Here is a 17727-nt window from a genome sequence, read left to right as displayed (position 1 = left end):
CTGCTATTATCAAAATAAGAAGTAACGCTGTGCCATAGGTAAAACCGTTGCGGGTTCGCATGTTAATAATTCCCCATCAGCTCTGACTTCATAGGTTTCTGGGTTGACCTCAATCTGTGGCAAGGCATCGTTGAGTTTCATGTCGGTCTTGCTCAAGTTTCGGGTGTTGGAAACGGCAACAGCGGATTTTTGTAAGCCAATTTGAGCTGGGATGTCTTGGTCTAAGGCAGCTTGGGAGACAAAGGTAACGGATGTGGCTGCGATCGCACCACCAAAACTACCAAACATCGGACGCATATGAATCGGCTGGGGTGTGGGAATACTAGCATTGGCATCACCCATTTGGGACCATGCGATCGCACCACCTTTAATCACTATCTCTGGCTTGACTCCAAACATGGCTGGACGCCACAGACACAAATCCGCTAGCTTCCCTTCTGCGATGGAACCGACATAATTAGCAATTCCGTGAGCGATCGCAGGATTAATCGTATACTTGGCAACGTAACGCTTGGCTCGGAAATTGTCATTTTCCCCAGTTTCCCCAGTAGTGGTGGATAACATTCCCCGTTGCACTTTCATTTTGTGGGCTGTCTGCCAGGTACGGATAATCACTTCACCCACCCGTCCCATGGCTTGAGAATCAGAGGCAATCATACTAAATGCCCCTAAATCATGAAGGATATCCTCAGCAGCAATAGTTTCCCGACGAATCCGGGACTCAGCGAAGGCCACATCTTCAGGAATCCCCCGGTCTAGGTGATGGCAGACCATGAGCATATCGAGATGTTCTTCTAGGGTATTAAGGGTATAGGGACGAGTAGGATTGGTAGAAGAGGGCAATACATTAGCTTCACTACACACTTTAATAATATCTGGAGCATGACCTCCCCCTGCTCCTTCGGTGTGGTAGGTGTGAATGACTCGGTTTTTGAAGGCAGCAATGGTATTTTCCACAAACCCGGCTTCATTAAGGGTATCGGTATGAATTGCCACCTGGACATCAAACTGATCCGCTACACTTAAACAGGTATCAATAGCGGCTGGAGTAGTGCCCCAGTCTTCGTGCAGCTTCAATCCCATCGCACCCGCTATCACTTGTTCCTGTAATCCCTCGGGTTTGGCACTATTGCCTTTCCCTAAAAACCCTAGATTCACAGGAAATGCATCGGCAGCTTGGAGCATCCGGTGAATATTCCAAGCACCAGGAGTACAGGTTGTGGCGTTAGTGCCAGTGGCTGGACCTGTACCACCCCCGATCATAGTAGTGATACCAGATGCGATCGCAGTTTCAATCTGTTGGGGACAAATAAAGTGAATGTGAGCATCAATCCCCCCAGCGGTGACAATCATGCCTTCCCCAGCAACTGCTTCGGTGCTAGGACCAATAATAATAGTGACATTGTCCTGGATGTAGGGATTTCCGGCTTTGCCAATGTTGACTATTTTGCCATCTTTAATACCAATATCGGCTTTAACAATACCCCACCAATCCAGGATGAGGGCATTAGTGATCACCAAATCCACAGCACCCTCGGCGCGGGAGATGGGGGATTGTCCCATTCCATCTCTAATCACTTTACCACCACCGAATTTAACTTCATCACCATAGGTGGTGTAGTCCTGTTCCACTTCGATCACTAGTTCTGTATCAGCCAAGCGGATGCGATCGCCTACGGTAGGACCATAAGTTTCGGCGTAGGCACGACGATCCATACGATAACTCATCAATAACTCCTTGATTGAGGGTAATGGGTAATGGGTAATGGGTAATGGGTAATTTTATTCCCTCGGCCAAACTCTCGGATTACCTGTGGGTAGCGCTTGCTTTAGAAAAAAAACTGATAATTATATATCAACTTGAGCTATCAAGTTGACCATTAATTTTGCCATTGAAGCCGTAGACCTGACGACTACCGACAAGAGTGACTAATTCCACCTCTCGTTCGTCTCCCGGTTCAAAGCGGATAGCGGTGCCAGCTGGAATATTTAAGCGCATGCCTTTAGTGGCTTCCCGGTCAAATTGGAGAGCTTCGTTGACTTCAAAGAAGTGAAAATGAGACCCTACTTGAATAGGGCGATCGCCTGTATTAGCTACCCGTACTCTGATGGTGGCACGACCAGCATTGAGTTCTATTTCCCCTGTTTGGGGAATGATTTCGCCTGGAATCACTAACTAACTCCTTAAACCCTGACTAGCTTTTTATTATCTCGTGAATTAGTTGATTATCTCGTACATTCGATTTTTTTTGTAGCCTTAACTGACACACTGAAGTATATGGGAAGTGGAGTTTAGTTTTTTTTTAAGGTTCTAGGCTTAGGCATAAGGGGTCTACATTTAATGGCTCTAGGATTCTGACAAGGGTATGAAGCTGCCCTCTCTTAGCACAGAAGCTGTCAACTGCTTTTTTGGTACCTATTACTTATTACCTATTACTTATTGCTTATTACCTATTACTTATTGCTTATTACCTACTACTTATTGCTTATTACCTATTACCATTACCATATTTTTTATCTAGTTTCTCTTTTCTTTACACAGTCTTTAATCAATTAATCCTGACTTTTATAGTCTGTTCTGAATAATCTATATAGGTGTTATTGTCTTTATTAAATCGTTGATGGTTTTATTTCTACAGTTAATGATTCCTTTTTGGTCAACTATGACATCTTACATGGCTTTTAAAGCTATACTAATGGCCAGAAATTTATCATACTTATGGAAAAATTTTGCTTGATCAGCAGCCGGTTATAGCGCTACGCGCAAGGCAAGATGCAAAAGGCAAAAGGCAACAGTTTACTACAACAGGTTGTCAGCTTGTATCAATGTCAAGCACCTTAATGCGTAGTGCTATATTCAGAAATTTATTTTGGCAACTATTTTCGCAATTAATTCTTGCAATCTTAAATTAGTTATGACTATAGTCATGAATACTCTCCCTACTTTTTTAGTTTTCCTGTCTGGTGTTTGATTTAGTTTTAAAGGTTTTTTACCATTGTTTGGTGCTTATGGGACTCCCTTCACTAGTTCAATTATGGAACATTTTCAAGTTCCAACTGAATGAATCTCAACCCAACAACAATACTATTATTCAATCAGCTGAGCCTAAGTTCCAAGAAATCTTTAACGAACGAATCCAGGTTGTTCACAACTGTCGTAATACGACTGATGACTGTATCAATAGCCTGAATAACATCGTAGATCATAAAGGAACTGCACAACTGAGCAGTGAGCAAATCAATGACCTGAGAAACCAACTTATCTATCTCAGAGAAGAACTCTGTCAACTTCTGTGAATCCTCTGATGATTTAAGATGAGTTAAAGAGTTACTTATCAAGCTTTTTGTGGGATTAACGAATTGGGTCATGTACAGTAACCAGTTTAGTCCCATCGGGAAAGGTTGCTTCTACCTGGACTTCATTCACCATTTCGGGGACTCCTTCCATCACATCATCCCGCGTCAGCAGCGTGGTGCCGTAACTCATTAAATCAGCTACTGGACGTCCTTCCCTGGCACCTTCCAAAATTTCCGCAGAAATGTAGGCAACGGCTTCTGGGTAATTTAGCTTCAACCCCTTTTCCTTGCGTCGTTCTGCTAATAAAGCGGCAGTAAAAATTAGTAGTTTATCCTTTTCTTGGGGTGTCAGTTGCATTGTTTGATCCTATGGTTAGTAGCAATTTTGGTATATATAGCAATCCTGGTTAGTAGCAATTTTGGTTAATACAGCAATCCGTGTAGGAATTTTGAGAATTTTTGTTCCCTACTCCCTGCGCCCTGTTCCCTGTTCCCTTTGCGATAGTAATTTTGATATTACAACGGCCAAACTCGTGGCTTAATAATAGGACGCCCGAATAGATTAACGCGCAACAGTTGCCAAACCTCTGTAAACCAGTGTCTCACCTCCTCAGTCGAAGCACCACGATAGCGGCATAATAATCCTGACATCAGCTGAGTTACCCCAGCTTCCCCTACATACTTCCTAGCACTCCAAAGTTCCCTGGCTTGTTCGAGAATCTCTGATGATACCGGTTCCCCTACCAAAACTAATGTTCCTACCACTGGTTGTCCCGCTAAACCATAAGGACTAGAGAAGGTGGCTTCGCTAGCTGGTAACCATTGTCGGTCAATCCACTGTGGATGTCCTTGCTGCCAAACTTCCGTATGCGATCGCCAATTTCCCTCCACAAACCTTTCTCCTCTGGCACTCCGTCCAAATCGGGTAATTTCCCAGCCTAACCAACTGGCTCCCGGCGCTAATTCTACCTGCAAATCCTGCCGGTAAACTGCACCATTGAATACAATCGTTTCCTGGGGCAACCATTCTAAACAAGCACCAGTCTCTACTTGGATCCGGATGATTTGTCTAGTTTCTGGCTTTTTTAAACTAGCGCTATAGTTTTTTTGATTAGCGCTAGATCTGATTTGTCTAGCTTCTGGCTTTTTTAAACTAGCGCTAGATAATTTTTCTTTAGCTTCTGGTTGGTTTAAACTAGCGCTATAGTTGATTAGACTAGCGCTAGAACTGCCCCTACCATAAGCTTTACTAGCAGCAGCAGTGGTGATTAAAGCATGAGTACCCGATTCAAGGTGGATATCTTGAGACAACCTGTCCCCTGCTACCATTCCTCCAGCGGTATGAAGTACCACAGTATGACAAACCCCTAACCCTTCTGGATAAAACGGTCGCTGTACCTTCAAGGGAGCTTTGGCGTAGGTGTGAATAGGTTGAGTTTTTCCATGGGCTAAGGCAAAGCGTAATTCAAGGCTGCCATGCCATCGAGAAAGCAAAAGGCAAAAGGCAAAAGGGGATTGGGATCTATCTTTTTGATCTGATTTCATTAATATACAGTTTCAATGCACAACAGCTGATAATTGAGCCAGTTATAGGGTACCTAAATTAATTGTGATAATTTTTGTTCATCGTTCCCTACTCCCTACTCTGTGTTCCCTGTTCCCTTTTCTATACCAATTACCATTGGCTATTCCACAATTGAGCAACGCCTTGGTGTGTGACTAATTTCCATGAAGCAAACTAATCACAGTACGTTGGTTAACAGGAGAAGTCGGGTCAGTACCAGGTTGGGGTTCAGAGAAACCTAATCCTTCCACAACGAATTGATGGGAGGGATACTTGCTTTTGAGATAGTTCACTACCTCTTGAGCCCTGGCTTGAGAGAGTATCTGGTTAGATTCAGGATTGCCAGTACGGGAGGTATGACCTTGCACCTTCACAACTACACTACTGGGGCTAAATTTCTGAATTGCCTCTGCCAAATCAGTGAGCTTTTGCTGCTGCTGGGGACTTAATTGAAACGAAGCCCTGGCAAACTTGACTTCACCTAAAACTTCTAAGTTAGTTAGCGGCTGGGGGTTTTGTCCCTCAGCCTCTGCAACTTTAGTCCGATTAGGTTCAGATTTTTGTTCTGGTTGCGATTCCTTGGCTTTATCATCTGCCTCAGCCACTTGAGTGGCGGTAGAATCAGGTTTTTGTTCTGGTTGAGCAACGGTTTTTTCCGGTTGTGATCCCTGAGCTTGATCGGCTTCAGTAGAATCAGCTACCTGAGCTTGAGCCACAACTTCCGGCGGATTCTGATCAGTCGGAGGGGTTGTAGCTATACTTTGCTCAGCTGTTGGGGGAAGATAGTTAGCGGTAAACAGTTCTGTGGTATTAATAGGAACATTTTTTGCCTTACCGGAAGCTGCCAAAACTTCCGCAGTTTCCCCTATTTTTTTGGCCAAAGTTCCTGATTTCATCCAATCTTTCGCCTCAGCCGCCGTAAAAAACTGCATCCCCTTACCGGCAGTTTCCCCATCCCTGAGATTCCCTTTTTCTACCTGGTCGTAGTATGTTTCTACAAAATCTTGGATCTCTTTGGGATTGGATTTCAGGATACGCTCAGAGGCCACTACTACATCTAAGTTGGGTTGAGTACCATCTGTTTTCTCTGTTTGGTTCAACAGAGCAACAATTTTGCCGTTAGGCTTGTGAGTCAGGAATTGTTCTAAGCTAGTGCCAATCAGATCAGCTTTTTCCTGAGCCAGAGCTGCTGCAAGAGCTTCCTGGTCTGACTCTTGAGCATAATTAAAACCAATCCCCCGCTTAACCAGAGCGTCTCGGAAGTTAGCACTACCGAGGATTGAATAACCACGGTCGGTATCCCCTAATCCCTGAAGCTTAAGATTTGTTTGAGCATCAGCATTCTCGGTTGCATTCTCTGTTGTAGTAGAAGATGTAGAAGAAGAGTTGACATCTTCTATAGGTGGAGTACTAATACTACGGCTAAATTCCAAGGAGCGAGAGTTAGAGTTAGTTACCCACCAGGCTGCACCGATGAGTAAAGCAAATGCTAATGCTAAGCTCCCTGGGATTATTTTATTGTCGGTAGTTTTCTTTTCATTCATCTTGATGCACCTCTCATACTCTTGCTATGTTGGCTATAATTTACCACCTTTGTTCCCAATTATTTCAGGCTTAATAAAAGTACATGTAGGTGAGGTAATTTTGTACTGGTTTTTAGGGAGTAGGGAGTAGGGAGTAGGGAGTAGGGATCAGGGAGTAGGGAGTAGGGAACAATTAAAAAAATTTAGATGTACGTCAGGCTTACTAGGAAACGCTATAGTAGTCTTTTGTAGTCTTTTTTCGATTTTATCTATGTTGCATTATAGCGGTTATAAGTTGATGCTGATTAGACGAGTAAAGGCCCATGTAAGCCCTTAAAATTAATTTATGTAATTGATTGAGGTAATAATAATTATTATAAATATTCGTAAATAGATTTAAAAAAATGTAAATTTACGACAAAAAACACTAGTTAATGATAGGATAAATTGCCGTAAAAAAGCAATACTTAGTAAGAATTATAATAAAATTTTTACAAGGCTTGAAAAAACCAGTTATGGCGTCAAATTTTTCGTGATTGAGTAGCCTATAAGATGACGGAATAGTTGTGCGATCGCATTAAATCCCATTAATAGCTTGACGGTCACACTCGGATCTCAAAAGCAACCACACTAATGACTAACGACTAATAACCTATACATCTGGTGCATTATGCCACATAATCAAGTCACACTCATCTAGGGGTAGCGTAGAATCCTATAATTTGGAAACCGTGCAATAATCGTGTTGACCGTCACTGGATAATCCTTTCCTATGGTGCAAGTGCCTGAATCTACCGCCGAACTCGCTGCCCTCCTCAACGAACCGATGGATCTAGATTTCCAACTCCCGGATCCAGAGGATGAGGAAATTCAGGAAACTGATTTTGACCAGCTAGTCGATCACGCTTGGCGAGTATGCGATCGCGTTGACCTACAGACCGATATCTGGCGGGGACGGATTCTACGAGTAGTAAGAGACAGGGAGAAAAAAGGGGGTGAAGGAAGGGGAGCTGGATTTTTAAATTGGCTCAAAAGTCGGGAAATCGGTAAGAGTCAGGCTTACTCCCTGATTGAACTGGCTAAAAGTGCCGATACTCTGTTAACCGAGGGTCAGCTTAGTCATGATGCCATTAATAACTTCAGTAAACGGGCATTTGTGGAAACAGCTAAGTCGGCTCCCGAAGTCCAGCAGATGGTCACAGAACGAGCTCAAAAAGGCGATCGCATTACCCGCCGGGAGGTCAAACAGGCATCTGATCAATGGACTGCCATGTCCTCAGAATTACTACCAGAGGAAGTTAAAGAAAAATCTGCTGAAGGGGGTCTCCCATCCAGTTACCTGGCTCCATTGGTCAAAGAGATGGAAAAGCTGCCAGAAAGCCACCTGATTCCATTACAAGAAGCAATTGCTACAAACCCAGATGTGGACACCGTTAAACACGTGACCTCAGATGCCCGTTGCTTAGCCAAGTATTTAGATGCATCTGCCCAAGTCCAAGCTATCAATCACACATCCTTGGATATGGAACTAGCTTTAGATGAAGCGCTACGGCTTGAGTGTTTAAACACTGCTGCTGATTTAGTGAAACAAGCCTTGGCACTAGAAAAGACTGTTGGCAAACTCTATACTACCTGGAAGCGTTTAGGTAGCCTGTCAGACCGATTGTATGTAGATACCGGGGCAAGTACTCCCCACTTGCGATTGCTGCTGACCTGTATGGATCGTCTAGCCGGTGACGTGATTGAAGTTCCTTTGGACGAGAGTGGAGAGCAGCTGATTCGGCTGAAAGTTATGAGCGAAACCTAAGCTATCAGCAATCAGCTGTCAGCCGTCAGCCGTAACTCAGACCTTACGTTCCCGTAGCGCTGCCTTTGGCCTTAGCTTACCTCTTTTATTCAAAATCACATCAAGTAGCGTGGACACAAGTCCTTGGCGGAAGGCTGATAGCTGAAGGCTGATAGCTGAAGGCTGATAGCTGAAGGCTGATAGCTGAAGGCTGATAGCTGAAGGCTGATAGCTGAAGGCTGATAGCTGAATGCTTACCTCCAATTACTAAGGGGAATTGGTAGTTCATTAAGCTATTGGCCAATAATGCCCATCTTAATAGATAATAAACGATTGTTGTAGCCTAGAAAAAGGCTGAATAAATCTATCGATCAGGGGATGGGCGACGATTTGGCTGTGAAAATAAGGCATGCAGGGATGAAAGACAGTTTAGATCAGATGAGCGAGAATATACCAAAATTTTCTACCTTAGTAGACCTGCTACGTTACCGAGCAATACACCAGCCGGATCAGATCATCTATACATTTCTACTGAATGGGGAAACCCCAGACCGCTACCTAACCCATCAACAGTTAGACAACCACGCCCAAGCGATCGCATCCGAGCTTTTACACCGAAACGCAAAAGGGGAGCGAGCTTTGCTACTCTATCCACCAGGTTTAGAGTTTATCACAGCTTTCTTCGGCTGTTTGTATGCGGGAGTGTTAGCCGTTCCAGCTTATCCCCCCCGCTCCAATCAAAATTTGTCCAGGCTAGAGGCAATTGTGGCAGATGCTCAGGCCAAATTTGCCCTCACTACTACCCCTCTATTAGAGAAAATAGAGACTCAGCTAGCTGAAAATCCAGCCAACAACCAACTGAACTGGCTGGCTACTGACAATCTGCCTACGCACCAGGAATCAGATTGGCAGCACCCGGACTCTAAGCGTCGCGTTGCGCGTGACCCGCGCGCCAAGACGCAACCGACCGCGCGCCAAACAAGCAATACCCTGGCTTTTCTACAGTACACCTCTGGCTCAACGGGTAAACCCAAAGGAGTGATGGTTAGCCACGGGAATTTGCTATATAACTCAGCTTTGATCAATCAGTGTTTCCAAGATACACCCGAAAGCAGGGGATTGTCTTGGTTACCCGCTTACCATGATATGGGACTGATTGGTGGCATCCTACAACCCCTTTATGTAGGTCTTCCAATGATCCTGATGGCTCCAGTAGATTTCCTCCGCAAGCCTTACCGCTGGCTAAAAGCAATTTCCAAATATCAGGTGACTACCAGTGGTGCTCCGAATTTTGCCTATGAGCTGTGTGTGCAGAAAATTACAGCTAAGCAATTAGAAACCCTAGACCTCAGCAGTTGGCAAACGGCCTTTACTGGTGCAGAGCCGGTTCGAGCCTCCACATTAGAGCGATTTGCTCAAAAATTTGCCCCTTGTGGCTTCTGTCGGGAAGCATTTTACCCCTGTTATGGCATGGCAGAAACCACATTATTAGTCACTGGGGGCTTGAAAGACCAACCTCCAGTGGTAAGGGAATTTGAAGGGGAAGCTCTTGAACAAAATCGAGTGGTTCCCCTGCCAGAAAATCGTCTCAATCAGTCTAATGGTCAGTCTAATGGTCAGTCTAATGGTAATGGGCCGACTCGAATCCTGGTTGGGTGTGGCCGGACTTGGTTAAATGAAAAAATTGCGATCGCATGCCCCCAATCCCTTACCCAAGTCGAAGCCGGTGCCGTCGGAGAGATTTGGGTAAAAGGTCCAAGTGTTGCTCAAGGCTATTGGAATCAACCAGAGGTGACGGAAAAAACCTTTAATGCCTATCTAGCTGATACTGGTTTAGGACCATGGCTGCGTACTGGTGATTTAGGATTTATCCAGGATGGCGAGTTGTTTGTAACAGGTCGTCTGAAGGATTTAATTATTATCCGGGGTCGCAACCATTATCCCCAAGATATAGAATTGACGGCGGAAAAGAGTCATCCAGCTCTTCGCCCTGCCTATGGCGCAGCTTTTTCCGTGGAAGTGGAAGAGGCTGAGCAATTGGTGATTGTCCAAGAAGTTTCCAGGAATTACCTGCGGAAACTAGATGTAGATCAAGTGATTGAAGCAATCCGCAGTGCCATCTCCCAAGAGTACCAGCTTCAAGTCTATGCTGTGTTATTGCTCAAGACCAATAGTATTCCCAAGACATCCAGTGGCAAAGTACAGCGCCATGCTTGTCGAGCTGGATTTCTAAACAATACCTTGACAGTTGTAGGGCAATGGAGCTTGGCGCAGCAGCCAACCATTGCCCCAACCAAACCAGAAAAAGAACTGACCACTAATACTATCGGCCTTCAGCAAAGCTCCAAATCAATTCAAAAGTGGATAGTAAATTGGCTAGCGCGAGAAACCAAACTTCCTGCCGGGTCTATTAACATCAGCAAGTCTTTTGCTGATTATGGTCTAGATTCAGTAACAGCAGTTGAACTAGCTGATGATCTCGAAGAATGGTTAGGCGTGCCTCTGTCTCCTACACTGGCTTATGATTATCCCAATATCGAGTCCCTTGCCCAATATCTGGCGACAGTAAGTCAACAAAGCAACTCAAACCAGGGGGACAGCCCAAGAAAAATCGAACCGAGAGTTTCGAGTGCAGGTAGTGAGATGCAACAATTATGGGAGGCACAGTTCCAGAATCTGGATCGGTTCACTTCGAAACCATTTTATCGTTCACCCGTGACGGTTCAATCGATTGCCTCCAGTGGTGATCAAGAGGTAGACCAACTCTTAGCTGAGTTGGAAATGCTTTCAGAAGCACAAATCCAAGAAATTCTGGGAAAACCCATCAAATAGTTCCTAGATCATCGATGTTTCGATCTATGTTGCCAGTGGATGATATTGCTAAGCGGATTGCCAATCTCTCCCCCGAAAAACGCGCCCTTCTTGAGTTGCAGCTGCAAAAGAGGAAAGGGCTAAAAGAACCTATTGCTATTATCGGGATTGGCTGCCGCTTTCCAGGTGCCTCTTCCCCAAAATCCTTCTGGCAACTGCTCAAAAATGGTGTGGATGCTATTACTGAAGTGCCACCAGACCGTTGGGATATCCAGAGATTTTACGATGCTGATCCCACAGCACCAGGCAAAATGTATTGCCGTTATGGTGGTTTCCTGGCGCATGTTGATCAATTTGATCCAGAATTCTTTGGCATTGCTCCTCGGGAAGCTACCTATATCGACCCCCAGCAGCGACTACTGTTGGAAGTAATTTGGGAAGCACTAGAGGATGCAGGCCAAGTGTCTAGCCAAATCAGTGGAAGCCAAACGGGGGTCTTTGTTGGCATTTCCACTAATGATTATGGTCAGCTGCTCCTCCAAAGTCCAGAGGTGGTGGATACCTATACCAATACTGGTGTAGCTTCCACTATGGCAGCTAATCGCATTTCCTACCTACTGAATTTAAAAGGGCCAAGTCTAACGGTTGATACCGCTTGCTCCTCATCCCTAGTGGCAATTCATTTGGCTTGTCAGAGTATATGGAATGGTGAATCAACCGTAGCCATAGCAGGGGGAGTGAATTTGATGCTAACCCCAGTGGTGACGGTTGGGTTAAGTAAGTTAACGGCTTTATCTCCTGATGGTCGCTGTAAGGCATTTGATTCCCGTGCCAATGGCTTTGTCAGGGGCGAGGGCGCTGGGGTGATAGTAGTAAAGCCCCTATCCAAAGCCCTGATCGATAAAGACCCAATTTATGCTGTGATTAGAGGCAGTGCCGTTAACCAAGATGGACGCACTAATGGCCTAACTGCTCCCAATCGAGATGCTCAGGAAGCTGTTCTAGTCTCGGCCTACCAGCAAGCGGGCATTTCACCGTCAGATGTGCAGTATGTAGAAACCCATGGCACCGGAACCCTACTGGGAGACCCGATTGAAGCGATGGCCTTGGGAAATGTCCTAAAACGCGCTCGCAAAGCGGTTCCAAAGGAACATCGCTCTGACAATAACTCTGATAATAACTCTGATAACTACGGTGCGTTATCAACCCATCCTACCAACAAGCCTGTTGCGATTGGCTCGGTCAAATCTAATATTGGTCATCTAGAAGCAGCTGCTGGTATTGCTAGTTTAATCAAAGTTGCCCTATCCCTCAAGCACCAAGAACGTTTACCCAGCCTCCATTTCCAGGAGCCAAATCCCCACATTCCCTTTGATGAACTGCCCCTGCGAGTACAGCAGCAGTGGGAGCCTTGGCCATGGGATGTTATTCCCCCATTTGCTGGTGTCAGTTCTTTCGGTTTTGGAGGAACCAATGCTCATGTGGTGCTACAAGGAGCGCCAGACTTGACAAAAGCTACAAGTAATGATAAAGACCAAAAGGATAAAGACCAAAACTATCATCTATTTACCTTATCTGCCAAAACCGCAACCGCCCTGCAAACCCTAGGAAAGCGATACATAGACTTCATAGCATCTGAGCCATCAAGCACACTGGCAGATATTTGTTTGACCAGCAATAAAGGGCGATCGCATTTTAACTATCGTCTAGCCCTCCTAGTTAAATCCACTGACCAGTTGCAGCAACAACTGACCAAGTTGACAGAAAGCGAAACCATTTCGGAGAAAATAGCACAAAATAGCCCTACTCCCCCCGAAATCGTTTTCCTCTTCACCGGTCAAGGCTCTCAGTATAGTGGTATGGGAAGGCAACTCTACGAAACCCAACCAATCTTCCGGGCTACTCTCGACCAATGCGCCGAAATTCTGCAAACCTATTTAGAACAGCCGTTACTGGATGTCCTGTATCCGGAAATCTTTAGGGACAACAGTGACAACTCAACATTAAATCAAACGGCCTACACCCAACCAGCATTATTTGCTCTAGAATACTCCCTGGCTCAGTTATGGCGGTCTTGGGGAATCGAACCAACCGTGGTTATTGGTCATAGTGTTGGGGAATATGTGGCTGCAACTTTAGCAGGAGTCTTTAGTTTAGAAGATGGGCTAAAGCTGATTGCCCAAAGAGCGCGTTTGATGCAACAGTTGCCAGAAGGTGGTGAGATGGCGGTGGTGTTGACCAATGAGCAGCAGGTAACTGAGGCAATTCAAGGAGTATCCGACAAAGTCTCAATCGCTGCCATTAACGGTCCGGAAAATATTGTGATTTCTGGGGAAAGTGAGGCGGTTCAAACCGTGATAGCCCGACTACGCTCTCAAAAGGTCAAATCACTAAAGTTGCCAGTCTCTCATGCCTTCCATTCTGCCCTCATGCAACCAATGGTGGCAGATTTTGCCCAGGTATTATCGGAAATATCCTTACATCCCCCGCAAATAGAGATAATCTCGAATTTAACTGGAAAATTAGCCACTGCTGCGATCGCTACGACCGATTATTGGTGTGACCATGTCCGTGGGTCCGTTAAATTTTACCAGAGCATGGAAACCCTTTATCAACAGGGTTATCATCTGTGTGTGGAAGTAGGACCGAAGCCTAGCCTATTGGGAATGGGTCGCCAGTGTTTACCCAAAGGAAAGCTGACGGCTATACCAAGTTTGCGTCCAGGAAAACCAGATAGTCAGCAAATGCTGGAAAGTTTGGCAAGCCTATATAAACATGGCGCATCAGTAGACTGGAAAAAATTCCATGAGCATAACCCCGGTCGTCTAGTTTCCCTACCCACTTATCCCTTTGAACGGCAACGGTATTGGCTAGATACCACTTCAGTAAAACAATTATCCCCGATTTCCTATGGTCAACTCTCTACTCCCTCCTATGGGGATTGGTTGTATGAGATAGCATGGCGACCCAAGGATATAAATGTATCTGATGTATCTAGTGATATATCTACATCTAGTACAACTTGGTTGATTTTTGCCGATAAAGGCGGCTTTGGAGAAACATTAGTTCAACAGCTGGAAGCAAAACCCGACCGGATTTTGCTAATTTCCCCTGGCTCAAGCTATGAACAATTAGAAGCAAACCATTACCAAATTAACCCAGCGCAACCGCAACAGTTTCAGCGTCTGTTAGCTCAACAAGTCGCATCCCTAAACGGAACATCTGTGATTATCGTCCATTTGTGGAGTTTAGATACTCCCGCACTGGACCAGTTCCAAACATTTCCCCTAGACGCCACCTTAGAAAACGGTTGTGGTAGTGTATTGCATCTGCTGCAAGGGTTAGTCAAAGCAGAATTAGCTCAACCCCCTCGTCTGTGGTTAGTTACCGAGGGCACACAACCGGTAGGTAAGACGAAAAAATCCCTACGGATTGCCCAGTCTTCCCTATGGGGTTTAGGGGCAGTTATTGCCCAAGAACATCCAGAACTGTGGGGAGGGATAATAGACCTAGAACCAAGCCAAGACTCAGCACTGAGCACTGAGCAGCACTACCAAGAGCAATCATTAATGCTGCTCAACCAGATATTACGGCCAGAGGGAGAAAACCAATTTGCTTTGCGGGATGGACAAACCTATGTGCCTCGCCTGATTCATCAACAGCAACAGTCCCAAAGTGCTAGCTTACCATTGCAGCTAAAACAAGATGGCACCTATTTAATTACTGGTGGTTTGGGGTCACTGGGGTTAAAGGTAGCTGAATGGATGGTAGATAAGGGCGCAAGGTATTTAGTACTGGTAGGACGAAGCCAACCAAATCCTAGGGCGTCAGAAATAATAAAGAAATTAGAAGAACAAGGTGTGATGGTAGTCCTTGAGCAGGTGGATGTATCCGAGGAAGCACAAGTTAGGGACTGTCTCAACAGAATTCAGGTTTCCCTACCCCCCCTCAAAGGAATTATCCATGGTGCAGGGGTCCTAGAGGATGGGGTCCTGCTGCACCAAGATTGGACAAGTTTTGCCAAGGTGATGAAGCCGAAGGTTGAGGGAGCCTGGAATTTACACCAGTTGACTCAGGATATAGCCCTAGACTTATTTGTACTATTTTCTTCCGCCACTTCTATCCTAGGTACCCCTGGTCAAGGAAACTATTCCGCAGCTAACGGATTTTTAGATAGCCTCAGCCATTATCGACAAGGGCAAGGTGCGAGCGCTTTAAGTATTAATTGGGGGCCTTGGGCTGAGATGGGTTTAGCCGCTGGCGTCGGTAAACGGATGGCAATGCTGGGAATCGAGCCGATTCAAGCACCACAAGGATTACAGATACTCGAACAACTTCTGGCACAAGATGTGGCTCAGGTGGGGGTATTACCGGTGGAGTGGTCAACTTTAAAAGAACGACTACCGGTAGAGTTACCGTTATTCCTATCAGAGGTAATCACAGAAACACTACCGCCTCAGGGGGATGGGGAAAATGACAATTCTGGGATTTTTGATCAACTGCTCGCCAGTACAACAACCCAACGGGAAGCGTTATTAAACGATTACCTTAAGCAACAGATTGCTAAAGCATTAGGGATAAGTCGGGAAATCCCAGTAGAGAGCAACCTGATGGATTTGGGTGCTGATTCCCTAATGATTGTAGAAGTACTCAATGCCTGTAAGAAAGACCTGAAGATAACGCTTTATCCTAGGGAGTTTTATGAGCGACCAAGGATTACAGCTCTAGCGGAATACTTGGCTTTGGAGATGGAACGGCTTCATCAGCCCCAGCCAACCCAAACCTCATTGACCACTACTAGTCTTTCAGATATTAAGAATTGGGCTAATGCTTGGGCATGGAACAATAGCGAACGCAAATTTAGCAAACCCACCCAGCGCAATCGGAGCATGGTGTTTTTGCTGTCTAGCCCTCGGTCAGGCTCCACCTTACTGCGGGTGATGCTAGCTGGTCATCGGGATTTATTCTGTCCACCAGAATTACACCTATTGCCCTTTGAAACGATGGCTGAGCGCAATCAATCCCTAGGTTCAACTCACTTAGGAGAAGGGTTAGCGCGAGCTTTCATGGAAATTATGAACCTAGATGCCGAAGCAATTACAACACTGGTGGAGGAGATAACCCAGCAAGACTGGTCAATTCAGAAGGTTTATGGCAGGTTACAGGAACTAACGGATAAACGTACCCTTGTGGATAAATCTCCTACCTATGCTGGCAGTCTGGAAACCCTAAGGCACGCGGAAGATTTATTTGAAGAAGCGAAGTATATTCATCTAGTACGTCATCCCTATGCCGTAATTGATTCTTTTGTCAAGAATCGGATGGATAAAATCTTTGGTATTGATGAAGTAGACCCTTATTGGCTAGCAGAGGAAGTTTGGACAACCTGTAACCGTAATATCCTAGACTTCTGCGAGGAAATTGCACCATCCAATCATCATTTAGTGTATTACGAGGAACTAGTCAAGCAACCTGCTAAGGTGATGGCAAGGTTGTGTGAGTTTCTGGGTATTGCTTTTGATGAGGCGGTTTTAGAGCCCTATCAAGGGCAGCGGATGACCGATGGAGTTCATCCCCAATCCCTACCAGTGGATGACCCCAATTTCCGCAACCATAACCAAATTGATTCGGCTTTGGGAGAAGTTTGGCAGCAAATCCAGTTGCCCCAGCCTTTAGGAAAATTTGCCCAAGAGGTAGCGACACGGTTGGATTATCAATTGCCGTTACTGGTTGAAGCTTCAGCCCAACCAGCTAATGTTGAACTTGAAGCGATGCAGGAGTCTTATCTAGACGTGCGCGGTTTACAGCTTTGTCTGTGTAGTTGGGGTCCAGTGGATGGAGATTTAATTTTATGTATCCATGGTGTTTTAGAACATGGAGCGGCTTGGGAAGAAATTGCTGGTCCCTTGGCAAGGATGGGATATCGAGTCGTTGCACCCGACCAGCGAGGCCATGGACGTTCCCAGCATGTAGGTATGGGAGGGTCTTATCAATTAATCGATTACTTGGGGGATTTGGATGCGATCGCTTTTGGCACGGCAGAGCCCAACGCAAAAGCACTGACAGACCAGCCATTTATTCTAGTCGGTCATTCCATGGGGGCTGTAGTTGCTGCCACCTTTGCCAGTGTCAGACCCGAAAAGGTCAAATCTTTACTATTGCTGGAGCCAGTGCTACCAGGAGAACAGAAGGACGATCAAACAGCTCAAAATATAGCAACCCACTTAGATTATCTAGCATCCCCACCCCAACACCAAGTCTTTACGGATATCCAAGCTGCTGCTAATCGTCTGCGCCGCTTAACCCCCAACCTCTCTGAAGAATTAGCTTTAAAACATGCTGAGCGACTTACCGAACCTTTTGATGGTGGTGTACGTTGGCGCTGGGATCCAAGACTGCAAGTTCGTACCGGAATTGGTTTAAGTGGAACAGCTTTTAATCGAGATAAATACACACAGTTACTGAGTCAAATTCAAGCTCCCACTACCTTAGTTTATGGCAATAATAGTAACTTTAACCGAGCCGAAGACCTAGCCTTACAACAAGCTGCAATACCTCATGCTCAAACAGTAACACTATCAGGAGGACATAACCTCCATGTTGATGCACCAGATGCTATAGTTGCAATTATCGCCAACAACCGATTAAACCTGAAAAATTAAAAAGTGAAAAGGTAACAAGTAACAGGTAAAAGGTAACAGGTAAACTTAACAATACCAATTACCAAATATAGCGTTTATCATAGC

10 protein-coding genes are annotated in these 17727 nt (G+C 45.4%); 5 read left to right on the top strand and 5 right to left on the bottom strand.

Annotation, left to right across the window (positions count from 1 at the left end; genetic code table 11):
* Nucleotides 1–9 precede the first annotated feature (9 nt).
* Together ureC and F6J90_RS01330 are read right to left on the bottom strand one after the other, a co-directional pair.
* Entirely contained in the window at nucleotides 10–1728 is a 1719-nt protein-coding gene (gene ureC / locus F6J90_RS01335; RefSeq protein WP_293039903.1) for an urease subunit alpha, read from the bottom strand.
* A gap of 127 nt (nucleotides 1729–1855) precedes the next feature.
* Nucleotides 1856–2173 carry an urease subunit beta gene (locus tag F6J90_RS01330; RefSeq protein WP_293086686.1) on the bottom strand — a complete coding sequence of 106 codons (318 nt, stop codon included), beginning with the start codon at nucleotides 2171–2173 and terminating at the stop codon, nucleotides 1856–1858.
* A gap of 836 nt (nucleotides 2174–3009) precedes the next feature.
* Here F6J90_RS01330 and F6J90_RS01325 point away from each other — a divergent pair.
* On the top strand, nucleotides 3010–3297 hold the full coding sequence (locus tag F6J90_RS01325) for a hypothetical protein (protein WP_293090737.1): 288 nt from the start codon (nucleotides 3010–3012) through the stop codon (nucleotides 3295–3297).
* Nucleotides 3298–3352: 55 nt separating this feature from the next.
* Here the strand turns inward: F6J90_RS01325 and ureA are convergent, their stop codons facing one another.
* Nucleotides 3353–3655, bottom strand: a complete 303-nt coding sequence (ureA, locus tag F6J90_RS01320) for an urease subunit gamma (RefSeq protein WP_008179425.1) — start codon at nucleotides 3653–3655, stop codon at nucleotides 3353–3355.
* 61 nt (nucleotides 3656–3716) lie between these two features.
* Here ureA and F6J90_RS01315 point away from each other — a divergent pair, with 61 nt between their 5' ends.
* Nucleotides 3717–3839, top strand: coding sequence for a hypothetical protein (locus F6J90_RS01315; RefSeq protein ID WP_293090736.1), 123 nt, complete (start codon nucleotides 3717–3719; stop codon nucleotides 3837–3839).
* Here F6J90_RS01315 and F6J90_RS01310 read toward each other — a convergent pair.
* Both F6J90_RS01310 and F6J90_RS01305 read right to left on the bottom strand, forming a co-directional pair.
* Nucleotides 3814–4842, bottom strand: a complete 1029-nt coding sequence (locus F6J90_RS01310; RefSeq protein WP_293090735.1) for an urease accessory protein UreD — start codon at nucleotides 4840–4842, stop codon at nucleotides 3814–3816. The two genes, F6J90_RS01315 and F6J90_RS01310, sit on opposite strands and share 26 nt — an antisense overlap.
* Nucleotides 4843–5016: 174 nt before the next feature.
* Nucleotides 5017–6405, bottom strand: coding sequence for an OmpA family protein (locus F6J90_RS01305; RefSeq protein WP_293090734.1), 1389 nt, complete (start codon nucleotides 6403–6405; stop codon nucleotides 5017–5019).
* A 751-nt stretch (nucleotides 6406–7156) separates the two neighbouring features.
* Here F6J90_RS01305 and F6J90_RS01300 point away from each other — a divergent pair.
* The 3 genes from F6J90_RS01300 (at nucleotide 7157) to F6J90_RS01290 (ending at nucleotide 17643) form a co-directional block, all read left to right on the top strand.
* On the top strand, nucleotides 7157–8191 hold the full coding sequence (locus F6J90_RS01300) for a hypothetical protein (RefSeq protein ID WP_293090733.1): 1035 nt from the start codon (nucleotides 7157–7159) through the stop codon (nucleotides 8189–8191).
* A 396-nt stretch (nucleotides 8192–8587) separates the two neighbouring features.
* Nucleotides 8588–11002: an AMP-binding protein gene (locus F6J90_RS01295; protein WP_293090732.1), complete on the top strand. Its 2415-nt coding sequence runs from the start codon at nucleotides 8588–8590 to the stop codon at nucleotides 11000–11002.
* 14 nt (nucleotides 11003–11016) lie between these two features.
* On the top strand, nucleotides 11017–17643 hold the full coding sequence (locus F6J90_RS01290) for a type I polyketide synthase (RefSeq protein WP_293090731.1): 6627 nt from the start codon (nucleotides 11017–11019) through the stop codon (nucleotides 17641–17643).
* Nucleotides 17644–17727 lie beyond the last annotated feature (84 nt).

Source organism: Moorena sp. SIOASIH (assembly GCF_010671925.1).
Taxonomy (GTDB): Bacteria; Cyanobacteriota; Cyanobacteriia; order Cyanobacteriales; family Coleofasciculaceae; genus Moorena.
This window is presented reverse-complemented; position numbering and strand designations above follow the sequence as displayed.

Bases quoted from the DNA above. Each gene is read 5' to 3' on its own strand.
- ureC (WP_293039903.1), bottom strand. From the start codon at position 1,728: ATGAGTTATCGTATGGATCGTCGTGCCTACGCCGAAACTTATGGTCCT.
- F6J90_RS01325 (WP_293090737.1), top strand. From the start codon at position 3,010: ATGGGACTCCCTTCACTAGTTCAATTATGGAACATTTTCAAGTTCCAA.
- ureA (WP_008179425.1), bottom strand. From the start codon at position 3,655: ATGCAACTGACACCCCAAGAAAAGGATAAACTACTAATTTTTACTGCC.
- F6J90_RS01310 (WP_293090735.1), bottom strand. From the start codon at position 4,842: ATGAAATCAGATCAAAAAGATAGATCCCAATCCCCTTTTGCCTTTTGC.
- F6J90_RS01305 (WP_293090734.1), bottom strand. From the start codon at position 6,405: ATGAATGAAAAGAAAACTACCGACAATAAAATAATCCCAGGGAGCTTA.
- F6J90_RS01300 (WP_293090733.1), top strand. From the start codon at position 7,157: ATGGTGCAAGTGCCTGAATCTACCGCCGAACTCGCTGCCCTCCTCAAC.
- F6J90_RS01295 (WP_293090732.1), top strand. From the start codon at position 8,588: ATGAAAGACAGTTTAGATCAGATGAGCGAGAATATACCAAAATTTTCT.
- F6J90_RS01290 (WP_293090731.1), top strand. From the start codon at position 11,017: ATGTTTCGATCTATGTTGCCAGTGGATGATATTGCTAAGCGGATTGCC.